The sequence below is a fragment of the Pseudomonas caspiana genome (assembly GCF_040224095.2).
Lineage (GTDB): Bacteria > Pseudomonadota > Gammaproteobacteria > Pseudomonadales > Pseudomonadaceae > Aquipseudomonas > Aquipseudomonas caspiana.
Map to the genome: position 1 here is coordinate 5,453,592 of NZ_CP167995.1, position 13,481 is coordinate 5,467,072.

The 13,481-nt window shown below is 52.6% G+C and carries 7 protein-coding genes; 4 read left to right on the forward strand and 3 right to left on the reverse strand.

From position 1 onward, the window contains the following. Window positions 1–250: 250 nt before the first annotated feature. The 3 genes from ABRP31_RS24655 to ABRP31_RS24665 form a co-directional block, all read right to left on the reverse strand. Window positions 251–1,009 carry a hypothetical protein gene (locus tag ABRP31_RS24655; RefSeq protein ID WP_349973216.1) on the reverse strand — a complete coding sequence of 253 codons (759 nt, stop codon included), beginning with the start codon at window positions 1,007–1,009 and terminating at the stop codon, window positions 251–253. A gap of 260 nt (window positions 1,010–1,269) precedes the next feature. Next, window positions 1,270–3,543: a hypothetical protein gene (locus ABRP31_RS24660; RefSeq protein ID WP_349973215.1), complete on the reverse strand. Its 2,274-nt coding sequence runs from the start codon at window positions 3,541–3,543 to the stop codon at window positions 1,270–1,272. Between the two features lie 72 nt (window positions 3,544–3,615). Beyond that, window positions 3,616–5,646 (reverse strand): hypothetical protein, encoded by a 2,031-nt coding sequence (locus tag ABRP31_RS24665; protein WP_349973214.1) that lies wholly within the window; start codon window positions 5,644–5,646, stop codon window positions 3,616–3,618. Window positions 5,647–6,168: 522 nt separating this feature from the next. Between ABRP31_RS24665 and ABRP31_RS24670 the strand changes: the two genes are divergently transcribed. The 4 genes from ABRP31_RS24670 to ABRP31_RS24685 all read left to right on the forward strand — a co-directional run bounded on the left by ABRP31_RS24670 (window position 6,169) and on the right by ABRP31_RS24685 (window position 13,481). Beyond that, window positions 6,169–8,697, forward strand: coding sequence for an autotransporter outer membrane beta-barrel domain-containing protein (locus tag ABRP31_RS24670; RefSeq protein WP_349973213.1), 2,529 nt, complete (start codon window positions 6,169–6,171; stop codon window positions 8,695–8,697). A gap of 213 nt (window positions 8,698–8,910) precedes the next feature. Next, window positions 8,911–11,199 carry an autotransporter outer membrane beta-barrel domain-containing protein gene (locus ABRP31_RS24675; protein ID WP_349973211.1) on the forward strand — a complete coding sequence of 763 codons (2,289 nt, stop codon included), beginning with the start codon at window positions 8,911–8,913 and terminating at the stop codon, window positions 11,197–11,199. Between the two features lie 321 nt (window positions 11,200–11,520). Further along, window positions 11,521–13,080, forward strand: a complete 1,560-nt coding sequence (locus ABRP31_RS24680) for a hypothetical protein (protein WP_349973210.1) — start codon at window positions 11,521–11,523, stop codon at window positions 13,078–13,080. A gap of 140 nt (window positions 13,081–13,220) precedes the next feature. Next, window positions 13,221–13,481 carry a hypothetical protein gene (locus ABRP31_RS24685; RefSeq protein ID WP_349973208.1) on the forward strand — a complete coding sequence of 87 codons (261 nt, stop codon included), beginning with the start codon at window positions 13,221–13,223 and terminating at the stop codon, window positions 13,479–13,481.

The following is a 13,481-nucleotide window of genomic DNA, read 5'->3' on the forward strand; positions in this document are numbered from 1 at the left end:
GGCTGACAACGGCGATATGCCAGGTTTGATTAAAGGCCTATAAATTATTGGTTAATAATACGGGCACATCTACTGTCATAAATAACAGTGGTTATATTGATTGGCGCTTTAGTTAGTTGGGGAAATCCTGATTGGCCATCACCTCCGAACGGGAAGCTAGTGAGCGAGACGTGTCGCATTAACAGAACGATCCGTTGCAGGACGCATGGTGTTCTATGCAGTGGGTCGCTACACAGTAAAAAAGTGGGCATCAGTACCATTCAAAGTTATCTATATGAATCCCAAGATCCAGATCATTCACTGTGAGAACAAAACGTACGCAAGGACTATCAAGTGCCATTCGTAACTCAATAGAGTTATCACCAGTAACAACAGGAAGAAAAAACCTATCAATTAAACTACCATGAGCATCGTAAAACTCTACAAAATTACCGTCCGCGGTATTTACTGAGGCACAAGTCAGTTTAAAGTGTGTGACTGGCTCACGAAAGTTGAAATTAAATACGTCACGACGCGAAGCCCTAAAAGTCCTTAGCCCTAAGGCCGGGATACTCTCTAAAGATACAATGTATGGGCCTGAACTTGCCTCCTGATCCGGCTGCCAAGGGAAGAAGCCTATTAGCCCATCTGAGAAAAGCACGTTGGTATCCTGAGGAAGCTTGCCAAGCGGTAAACTCTCAAAATTCTCACGCCCCACGACTACCGTACCCACGGTGATCACCCAGGCCCGCGAAGACGCTCCATCGAGCGCACGAATTGTATAACTATGCGAGCCAATAGGCGCTTGCACTGACGATATGGCCCACGCCCCCAAGTTAGTCACCGAGGCGGTGCGTACGCGTCCCGAGCCATCGTACAAGCTGACCACTGTGCTGGGGTCTGCCGTACCCGACAGGGTTAGAAGGGTGTCCTCAGTCTGGCCGGGGTTTGAGAGCTCATCCTTGCTGTCCTGCACTTTGGTAATAGAAGGGGTGGCAAGGGTTGAAGCGGTTTTTGATTGGGTATTCATAGTGGTCACCCTACCTATGCGAAAGAAGTTACACACCGCTGACGAGTTGTGAATTAATATAAAAAATTTAGCCGAGCATTTGATAAATTGCACAGTAAGTATAACGACAATAAGTTATGGCTTTCAGAACACTACGCCATCGCTATTTTGTATTAGAGTACGACTGACTAGAGGGCGCGAGCCAGAACTTCAAACACCCTGACTACCCACAACACGGGGACAGCCAGGGAATAACCATCGAACTTCTGCACCACGACAGCCTAAGTCCAGATCAGGTTATCCAGCATCGTCCCAATGTTATCGACCGTTAATTCGCAATAAACGGAAGTCGACGGCAAACTAACATCCTCAAACTTGACGTCGCTGCCGACGGGGATCGCTGAAAGATTATGAATCGACACCGAACCACCCGCCGCATTAAAAAACTCCAGCGTGTTGAATGCTGTATCTGTAATGGCATGGCTAAACGCCAAGCTGGTGATGTTACCGCCAAACTCAAACTTTATTTTGGCGTCTCCCGCACAGTAAAGGGCCACATTACCAAATTCATTGATGCCGGGAGTGACCGTGGCTGTACCCGCTGCACCGCTCACCGTAATGGTGAGGTTATTAGCAAATTGCAAAGGCGTATTCAAAGGCAAAGCGCGTAGCGGTTGAGCTTCAAAACTTTCATCGCCCGTAACAGGTCCGGTGGCTGCGACTTTGATCTGGATGGGCTGGATGCCGGAATTCTGTTGACCGCCCGCAGCCCGGACTACGATGTAGCGCACTTGTACGGAGAGGTCACGGTTGGGCGCTATCAGAGCATTGGTGATTGGCCATACCAGATTCTGATTATCCCCCCCAACCCTGAATGGCTGGTTGCCGGTACCTGGCCCGGGAGCGCCAACCCAGTACGCTGTCACCGTATCCCCGATTTTCAACATGGCCTTGGTACCATCGATCCGCACTGAGGTGGTGGGGTAAAGTTCGGGATCAAGAACTCCGTCGGCGTCGACATGATCAACTGATGGTTTCTCCAATAAACCCTGACCGACCACTGTATAGCTGGAAGGGGCGGAAGGTAGGGTCACGCTGGCGAAAAATTTAACGCTATAGCTCAGTTTCAATGAGCCGTCGATCAGCCTATCGACTTGGGATTTATCGACGGTGAATACATACGGTAGCGTTTCTTCATTTTGCAAAACGCTGTGATCATTTTCATAAACGACAGGATCGCCCAGCGAATTCTTGCCCTCCCAGAGCAAGTAAATAATGTCGCCAAATTGCTTACCCGTGTAGTGCGGGATATTGACCGACGCCCCTGTCGCGGGCACATCTGCAGGGTCCACAGTTGTCCCCCCCTTCGCGTCAAGCAGTTCGGGCGCTATGAGTTCCTCAACCTGTTTGCGCACGACTGTGACAGTGGTGCTGCGCGAAAAACGATTGGCTGTGCCATCTGCAGGATCCACTTCATAAGATACAGTGGCAAAACCATTGGCGATTTTTGTGACGTTATCATCCGGTATATCAAAAACAGGACCGAAGCCTGTATCTGTGACTGGCTGACTTGGCGGGGTATATACAAGTGGAATGCCATCAGCCGTTTCACCCGCCCAGGTCAACGTGATCTCGTCGCCGAGCGCCATACGGCCTTTTTGGGTGTCGGCTCCGTGTGCCGTAATCTCGCTGGCATTGACGTACGCCGGGATCTCAACGGTGATTGTGTGCGTGCCTGGCGTATCGAGATCAATCCTGAGGGTTGGCCTGCCATCGTCCAGAACCCTTGGCTGGCTCGGCTTCGAGGGATCGATGGCAACATTGGTCAGCGCCGCTTCCGAGTACAATGACCAATTGCCCGCAAAGTCACGAATGCTGTAGAGCACCCGTAAATTAGTGCTGTCGCCACCGCTTTCGATGACCTCAGCAGGTACGGTTACTGTTTGCGGTCGACCCAGGCCAACAATCGGTTGAGTCACCTTGTTTTGCGTACTCCCCCAATACACCGTCAACTGATCGTCTTCGTGCATCTTGTCCCACGGTTCTATCGTTAATGTCACCGGCTTTACCGGCGGCTTGATCTGCGATGGGACACCAGCGGGTGCGTGGAGGTTTTCATTGAGGTAGGGCGTATCGGGGATCGGGTCGGGATTGCCCGGCACCGTGTTTTTTACCAATGCTTCGCGCGGCGGATCAAGCCGGGCGGAAGTTCCACTGCTGGCATCAGATACGATGTAGTAAATCTTCGCCGTGTAAACGTCAACATTTGGCTTGATAATATAACGCGGCAGTACGCTAAACCCGATGATTCCGTGTTGATAATGCTCTGCGGTGATAGGGAATGCCTGAACTTCGACGTCCTCCCAGAAAAGTTTTATGAAGTCGCCCTCAAAAAAGTTGGGCCCCATGTTTACACTGAGTACAAGACCGTCTTCCGGGTCGTTCAGGTCATCGTGGCCAATACCGCCATGACCGCCGTCGTCAATAACAGGAATTTTTATGGGGTCCAGGTCGGCCCGTATTCCGGCCCGAGATAACACCTTTTGCACAGTCATGATGATTCATCCTTGATGACATTGCATCAAAGATGGGATGCCGATTCTGCCCCCTCTTTGACGAAGTTTTATCTATGGCTCACTGGGAGGAACCGGGTATTTACAGCCCCAGTCAGGATCCTTGTGCTGCACGGCAATATTCATAAACGTGTTTACAGAGTTGGTGGGTCCAGAACCATTTGTAATACTGTAGTTAGTTTTTGAACCGTTTCTGTGGCATATTTTCAACAAGATCTCCGCCGAAATAGCTAGTTCCACATAACCACGCACCAAGTCCGCATCCGTAATAGGATGTCCAGTGAACGGTACCTCCGTGCCCGTGATATCAGCACCGCTTGGGTTATTGAACCCCTCAATACCCACAAACCTCAGATCAATAGTACTTGTATTGTCCACGTTGGAGTAGTTCACCGGCACGTGAATAATCGTACCGTCACGCCCCTCTGCGCGCTGGATATAATAATTCCCCTCAACCTCTTTCTTCTCAGGAAAATCAACAGCCCGCAGCGGATTCCCATCATTCGGAAAATCAGCTGACGATGAAACATCCACAAGTGTAGCGTTTGAATAAGCCGTGCCTAATTGAGCAGGACTCACGCCAGCGAGCGCGCGCTCGATTCGGTATTTCACCGGCATCTGAGGATTCGGTCCGCCTCTGCCAATGACCGCGGCAGGCAAGGTCACTGTCAAATTATTCGGCTCATTGCTGGCTGTTATCGGCACGACCGGGAGTTCTTCCGACCTGTAAGTGATCTTGACTTCGTCACCCAGAATCCAGATAGGCAGGGTACTAATGACGCCTGTTCGAGGAATTGTAATGACGGCATCTTTGTCGTAATCACGAGCGGGAATAGTATTAACCGGAGCGCCGCTACTGCTCTGCACAGTTAACAGGCCGAGATCTTCATGCCACGGTGTGGTCGGGTCAGGGTCAGGCTGGCCACCGGGGGTTGTCAAATCAACATCGATAGGGGTGCCAAGAGACGTTCCGACCACTATTGTTTTCACTTTGACCTTGTAATTAACGACCAAGCCGGAGACCTTGACGCCCCCCTTCACTACGTCTTCATACCTAAGCGGGATAACGATCAACGGATCCGAAGGGACCCCTGAGCCGGGTGGAACATGAGTGGCATCAAGGAAGACACCGGGCATTTCAACACCGCCCCACACCACGACGATTTCCTGTCCTACTGCCGGGTTGGTGTACAGCGGTATTTCGACATCCAGAGCGTTGGGCCGGGTGTCTGATTCAGTTACCACTTTATCGTCAGCCGCCGGAATGAGCGGCGCCAGGAATCCGCTAGGCGGGTTGGCAAGAAAAACGAATGCATGAATCGAAACCGAACGCTGTGATACGTTGCCTGCCAAATCTTCTACCTTGTACGCAAAATATTGTTCCTTATTACCCAGGTTAACCAAGTCGGAACGCTCAAATAAAACTGGAAAACGTCCGTGATCTTCACCGGGTTTAACCGCCGGCATGGGCGCCAGGTAATTACCATCAGCATCAAGCGGCCCTGTGCCCAACCACGGTGTGAGAACATCACCTTCGCGCATGTCATACCAGGCCTGGGCAAAGACCGGCAGCTTGTCTAAAACCATATCGTCTTCAGTGATTTCATGTGCTTGCTCTTCGGTGAAGGTCAATAACGCGGGAGGAGCATCTCCGCCGGGGATTATTCTGTCGAATATGACAGTGACCGGTTTTCCTGACATCGCACCGGTCGACGAGAAAGTATCGCCCACCTCGTATTCAAGCTGGTTTTCCTCATACATCCACTCGGCAGGAATTAAATCAGTGGTGATCTTCAGTTCGTAAACGAAATCGGGATCCTTTGCCTGGGCATCAGTGACAGTCCATTTATCACCAAAGCCTCCCCCTAAAGTGGGCTTATTCCAGTGGAGTTGAATCTGATCCAACGCTACAAAATCAGCCGCACTGTTCTTAATCTTGACGACTAAAGGCACCAGGGGATCGAGCAGGGTAACAGGCACCACTCCATGGGCGGGCAGCCCCACAACTACAGCCTGGTTAAAGGTTAGCACGCCTGCACCGCGTTTTGCTCTGCCGGGGACAGGGGGTGTGGAAGAACTTGTCATGGCGACATCCTTTGTCAAGTGAGTTAGTAATCGCCCTATCACATTAGTCCGGACACCCTGCACGCGCAACGAAGGACGCGGGCGAATAAATTAGAAACCCCAATAAGTCCCCTTCAAAAACCGATACGATTCAACGAACTAACGAAAGGTGTATAGCGAGCCGCGATAAGGCCCAATCCAACAAAGTCTTAAAACTTCTCCATCGTCGCCGTGCTGGCATTTATTTAAATCTGTCCGCACATATCGCTTTAAAAAATTCACTTTATACAGCGCCGCGCTATATCCAATAAATAATATTGACAAGCACCTCGACGTACGCTTGATTGAATAGCAAATCGCACTATTAGATTTTAGAAACACCCATTATTCGCTCCTTTATCCGCGAACTAATCAGGGTATTATCTAATGAAAATCATCTGTAATCATATTGAGACAGTACGGCTGACTTCCTGCATTGCCGCTACGTTAATAATGGCCAGCCCCGTGGGTGCAGTAACGCTGAACCCTGGAGACTCTGCAGTTGTGGATCCAGGTAGTCAGCGTGCAAGCTGGAACCTGGTCAGCGCCGCGTTAACCGTCAACCCCGGCGGCCAGACACTGGGCATCATTACCGAGGGTGCTTCAACGCTCATCATCAACCAGGGAGCAATAGCAGGGGTTGGCCCCATTGGCACGCCCGAAACGTCACGAGGCATCTGGCTGCGTGGGGCTACTGCAACAATCACCGACTCGACTATTACCTCGGTCAATGACCTGGGGCTGAGCATCAATGAAGGCACAAGCGTTGCCGGCCCTGCAGCGTCCACCGTAACAGTCACCAACTCGTCAATCACGGGCAAAAGTCGCGGCGTCAACGTCACCAGCGCCAGTGTGCTAACGATGGTTGGCTCGCAAGTGTCGGGAAGCGGGACAGGTGCTGGCGGCGTCGTGGGTGACGGGGTCGGCATGGCGGTGCTAGGCGCAACAGCGAATGTGCAAAGCAGCAACATTACTGGAAGCAATAGAGGGATTGCCGTTTCTGCATCCGGTAGCGCGCAGGCGCCTTCGGTGGTGACACTGGACGATACGTCGATAACCGGGACCGCGGGCAGCGCGATACTGGTGAATGCAGTAATACCTTCCTTATCGCCCAATGCGACCTTTATCGTGCAGAACGGCTCGACCCTCACTGGCGGCAACGGAGTCATGCTGGAAGTCGGGCTGGCCGGGACTGCCGCACCCTCAACCGTTAACTTCACCGTAGACAACAGCATCCTGACCGGCGATGTGTTGGTCACTGCGCCGTCTACTGCGAACATCACGCTGCGCAACAACGCCTCGACCACTGGCAACATGACCAACATCGCCAGCCTGAACATGGACAGCAGCACGATGACCGGCAATGTCGCGCAACAGCCCGGCTCGACCACGCCTGTGAGTATGGTCAACAACTCGACCATGACCGGGCAGTTGCTCGACATTGGCAGTCTGGACATGAACAGCAGCACGCTCACCGGGAACGTCATCTCGACCAGCGGCTCGACGACGCTTGTAACACTGGCCAACAACTCGACGCTCACCGGGCAGCTCACAAATATTGGCACATTGAATATTGATCAAAGCCTCATGACGGGTGATGTGGTGCAGGATGCTGCAACCCCTGCGGCGATCACCCTGAGCAATAACGGCACACTGACGGGCAGCGTTAGTAACGCCCAGAGCATGAATCTCGACGCTACGTCGCGATGGAATATGATCAATGATTCGTCCATTGGCAGCCTGACGCTGAATGGCGGTACGGTTAATTTGCGAGGCGCCAACGCAGGCTTTCGGACACTTACACTTGACTCGTTGTCTGGCGGGGGTACGTTTGCGTTGGGCACTGACCTGGCAGGCCATCTGAGTGATCTGGTCAACGTGACCGGTAGTGCGACCGGCAGCCACACATTGGCGGTGCAAAATACCGGCGTGGAACCCGTCGAGGAAAACCATGCACAACAAGTCGTGCATACAGGCAGTGGTGACGGGGCGTTTGCAGTGCCCGGTGGCACGGTGGATGTGGGTACGTTTCAGTATCGGCTGGAGAAACGGGGCACTGACTGGTTTCTGGTTCAGGCCATTACACCTGGACCAGACCCCACCGATCCTGGCGATCCCATCATTACCCCCAGCACCAGAGCCGTCATTGGCCTCTTCAGTGCGGCGCCGACCGTGTGGTACGGCGAACTCAGCACGTTGCGTAGCCGTATGGGCGAGCTGCGCAATGGCCAGACAAAAGGCGGCTTATGGACGCGAGCTTATGGCACCAAGTTCAGCATCTCGACCACCGATCAGGTGAACTATCAACAGAACCAGCAGGGGATTTCCTTCGGCATCGACACCCCGCTACCCAGCGCAGACGGGCAATGGCTGCTCGGAGTAATGGGCGGCTACAGCCGGTCAGACCTCGATCTGCAACGGGGCACCTCAGGGGAGGTAAACAGTTACTACCTGGGCGTTTACAGCACATGGCTATCAACATCCGGGTATTACATTGATGCTGTCATCAAAGCCAACCGTTTTGAGAACAAGGCCGATGTGCTGATGAGCGACAACGTTAAATCCGAGGGCGACTATCGCTCCTACGGTCTGGGCGGTTCCATTGAAGCAGGCAAACACATCAAACTCGCCGACAACTGGTTTATCGAGCCTTATGCTCAGATTTCCACTCTGTGGGTTTCCGGCGAAAACTATGATCTGGACAACGGCATGCAAGCACGCAGCAATCATGCTGATTCGCTGCTGGGCAAGGTTGGCACTCATGTAGGCCGTACCTACCCATTGGCCAGAGGTGGTTTTGTGCAGCCTTACGTCAAGATTGCCGCCGTTCAGGAGTTTCTCAGAAGCAATAAGGTGAAGGTTAACAGCACGACCTTCAGTGACGATTTATCCGGTAGCCGCGGCGAAATCGGCGCCGGGCTTGCCGCTCAATTGACCGATGTTCTGCAGGTTCATGCAGACGTGGACTACAGCAATGGGGAAAAAATCGAGCAGCCTTGGGGTGTGAATGTAGGGTTTCGTTACTCATGGTAAACAAGCATCTCGGCAGGAGATAAATGCCCGTAGTCTCAAACCCGACGCACAATAGGACCATGGGCATTGTTAAATCAGCTTATTCATTCAGAACCAAGGAATGTTCTTACAAATACTTAGGACGCATCCTAGGGAACTTTGTAGTTCGCTTCTATCAAATAGCGCCTTCGAATTAAACCTGCATTAAACATGCACCACATCGGCGCTATACGTATGAACGCAAGACCCGTTTTTTTAAAAAAATCATTGCTCTGTGCGGCGATTCTCGCCACAGCCTCAAGCGTTGATAATACTTGGGCCACGCCTGTGAATCCCGGCGATACAAAGATCATCGACTCAGGCACGGCCGTCGACTCGTGGGAACTCGACAACGCCACGATCATCGTCAATCAAGGTGGGCGGGCCCGGCAAATCTCTGCCACCTGGGGCTCAAAAGTTGAAATTACCGGCGGTACAGTCAGTGCTATACCTGGCAACTCAGGAGTCCGTCTGACCGACAGCGAAGCGCTGATCAAGAACTCGATCATCCGGGGTTCGAACTCATCAAGTAATGCCTCACAAAAAAGTTACGGTATTTCCCTGGAAGGCCGGGATCCAACGCTTGGCGGCGGCCCGGGTTCTAAAGCAACAGTGATAGACAGCGAAGTTTTCGGCGTAGGCCGAGGCATCAATGTGACAGAAGGCAGCACGCTGATACTGGAAAACACTCAGGTAACAGGCCGTGATGGGCTGGACCCCAACGGTCCTATAGCGGGCGGTGTAGGCATCGCACTTATTGGCAGCACTGCTCATGTGAACGCTGGCAGTGTGGTGACTGGGTACAACAATGGCGTGGTCATCACTGGGGACAAAATTGGTGCCTTCCCGGAGAAAGCCACTTTCAACCTCAATGCTTCCCACGTAGACGGCGTCAACGGCAGTGCCATTCTGGTCAGCCAGGTATATACCCAAGGCACTGAAGCGACGATCAACATCGACAACGGCTCGACGCTCACTGGTGGCAACGGCATCATTCTGGAGGTGGAGAAATCGGCCGTGGCCAACTTCAACGTCAACAACAGCCGCTTGGTGGGTGACGTTGTAGTAGAAGCTGGCTCGACCGCCAACCTGGACCTGAAAAACAACGCCAGCCTGACCGGCACCATCACCAACGCCACATCATTAATCATCGACAATTCGTCGCAGTGGGTCATGAAAGATGACTCCAGCGTCGGCAAGCTGAACCTGAATGGCGGCACGGTTGACCTGCGCGGTACCGATGGCGGCGCAAGCTTTCATCAACTGGACGTCGAGGAGCTTTCTGGCAGCGGCACCTTTGGGCTAGGCACCGATTTGACGGCTGGTGTGGGTGACTCGCTGAACGTTTCCGGGACCGCAACCGGTGATCATAAGTTGATGATTGAAAACACCGGGGCGAGCCCTACATTCGGCGGCGCTGATCTTCGGTTAGTACACATTGAAGACGGCGACGCGCAATTCGCCGTTGCAAGCGATGATGGCCTGGTGGATACCGGCACCTACGCCTACGCGCTGGAGCAACGTGCGGACGGGGCTGGTGGCAACGATTGGTTTCTGGTGCAAACCAGTGGCCTGTCCAAAAGCTCTGAAGTGGCCATCGGCTTGTTCAGTGCGGCGCCTACCGTCTGGTACAGCGAATCAGCCAGCCTGCGCAGCCGCATGGGTGAATTGCGTACCGACAGTAATCAGGGTGGCGGCTGGATGCGCACCTACGGCAACAAATACAACATGTCTGCGGCGGGCGGCGTCCAGTACTCGCAACAGCAGCAAGGCATTTCGTTCGGTGCGGACATGCCGGTCTCCAACAGCAGCGGCCAATGGTTGACAGGTCTGATGGGCGGTTACAGTAAATCCGATCTGGATCTCAAAGCGGGCAACAAAGGCAAGGTCGACAGCTACTATATCGGCGCCTACAGCACCTGGCTGGCGGACAACGGTTTCTATATTGACGCACTCATCAAGGCCAACCGTTTTAAAAACTCCGCTGACGTGACCATGCGTGACGGGGTAAAAACCAAAGGTGACTACACCAACCACGGCATCGGCGGTTCGGTGGAAGTCGGCAAACACATCACCTTTGCTGACGACTGGTTTGTTGAACCCTACGCACAGGTATCGGCACTGTGGGTCAGTGGCAAAGATTACACACTGGACAATGGCCTGGATGCCAGCAGCAATCAGGCAGACTCCCTGCTCGGCAAATTGGGTAGCCACATCGGTCGCAAATTTGCGTTGAAAGACGGCGGTTTTGTACAGCCTTATGTCAAAGCAGCCGTAGCACGCGAATTCGTGACCTCCAATGAAGTGACGATCAACGACACCCGTCTTGCTAACGATCTGTCGGGTACCCGTCTTGAAGTGGGCGCAGGCATCGCAGCCCAACTGACAGATTTACTGCAGGTGCATGCAGACTTCGATTACATGAAAGGTAGCAACATCGAGCAGCCATGGGGCATAAACTTGGGCACACTCTACAACTGGTAATAGTTAGCCTGTTTCAAAAGGGCCTTCGCAGGCCCTTTTTTTGCGATAAAAATTAATACTGGAATTTTATTATCGCCGTTCGCTATAGGCAATCAAGCCCCCCTAAAACTCTCAATCTTCATATTAACTTCGGAATCACTGGAGGTTTTATAATCGCTATTTACTTTATAAATCCGTGCCCGGACTGATAGACAATTAGATGACGAGCAACTAGCCTGACTCTAGGCTTTGCGACTATTAACGCCCGAGGCAATTCAATCTTGTCCCAAAAAGACAATCCAGCTCTCTAACACCATATTATTATCGACATGGAAGCCAGCGATGACTATTAAAGTGCACATGAGCGCGTTGCTGTGTATAAGCCTGCTCGTTTATGGCTGCTCATCTGATCTTCTCGCTCCACCTCATAAGGGTCAAGCCGCAGCGTCCCAAACACAAATACAGCCACTCGCTCTGGAGCTACCTCCAACCAAAGTGACGGAAGCACCTAACGGCGAACTGGTGCTGCAGAACCTTGGGACTCATGCCAACGCGACAGTTATTTACCCGGCGATTACCAATGGGCATACCGTCAGGCTGCGATGGACAGGTAGAACCACCTATGACACGCCGGTGCAAACGGTGGGGGCAACTCGTCCGCTAGCCTTCACCATTCCAAAAGCTACCCTCGCACTGGATGCAGGGCGTACAGGCGTACTGACCTACAGCGTAGGAGTTGGCCCCAACCGGATCGAAATATCTCAACCGCTACTCATCAACGTCGTTGGCACGCCAGTCCCCGGTGATGATTATCCAGAACCGACCGTAGCGTCCGCACTCAACGGTAAGCTCGACCTCAGGACGATGGGAGAAACCGTTAGTGTGACTGTTATTTACCCCAGCATTGCCAATGGGCAAACCGTCGGCATGCGCTGGACAGGTAAGGCGGTTTACAACGTTGTGCCTATCCAGACAGTAGGAGCGACCCGACCACTGGTGTTTGTCATTCCTAAAGCCGAAATCGCCAAAGACGTGGGAAATACAGCTGTCTTGACTTACAGCGTGGGTAGCGGAGAGGGGCAACTCAAGATTTCCGCCCCACTCTCGATTGAGGTCATCAATACTCTTCCCTTTGATGGAGCCGCCATCGCGGAAGCTATTAACACCAGGTATCGCAATACAGGGACAGCATGCCCAGGCGACAAGCCAGCTTACTATTGCAACGGCGTGATCATACGTGCAACTCAAAATGGTAATTATGACCCATGGAATCCAGCACCTAGCGCAATTGATTTAGGCGGTGTGTCGTTTGCTTACATGAGGCTCGATGCAAAAATCACCGATCTTTACCATAACAGTGGTTTTATTTTTTCAAGTCAAAATGATGCAATCGCCGCCAATAAGTCTGTGGACTACGTCTGCATATATGCCAACGATGCAGGAACTTTAGTTAGCGGCCGAAAAGACAAAGGGTGTAGCATCAGGGTGAGAAGTCTGTCCGCGGCAGACCTGAGTTCCTGCGCTTCCGTTAATGTGCGGACACTTGCACAATGGATCACCTATTCAACCCCGCTGCCAGCCCCCAGTTATCAATGCTCATTGAGCACTCAGGATCCCGCGCAGTTCCAAGTCAGCATTGAAGCACGTGCAACTGGAATACATCCGCGCGATTGGAATGAAGTAATGGTTGCCACGTGGCTGCAAGATTCAGGCAACAAGCTACCGCTGGAGGCTTTTTTCTGGAAAACCAGTGCTCCAGGCTCGGTGGAAGAAGCCAAAACTTATCAAACCAAATTCAAGAATAAAACCGGACTCTGGGTACCCGTTCTTCGGCTCGACTTTACTCAGATTAATGCCAAACCGTTTAGCTACAACGCAGCGGACCAAGCGGTTCAGCCATGAGCTAATGCCTGAGATCAACCTCCTCGTCGCGAGTTGACCGAAAACGACCTGTTCGTAGTCATGCCGGACAACGACTCTTGTCGAGTCACCTGCCCGCTACCAGAATCGCTCCATACCTCACAGGAAATGGAGCACAGGACATGATGCATGCGGACTTGATCGACCAGGAAGACTTGATCAGCCAGTTAAGATCGATTGGCTTCGAGATGCCGTCAGGAGCCACCGCCGAACAGGCCTGCGCACAGGCCGTCTGCGGCCTGACCGAAGACCGCGCCACGGCGTTGCGTTGTCTGGTGGAGCAAATGCTCACGGGTAGCGCGACGATTTTGCCAGCAGTAAGGCAGGCAATTGATCAGCAGCTATTGCCAGCGCTCGCGCAGTACAAACAAAGACGTGGATGA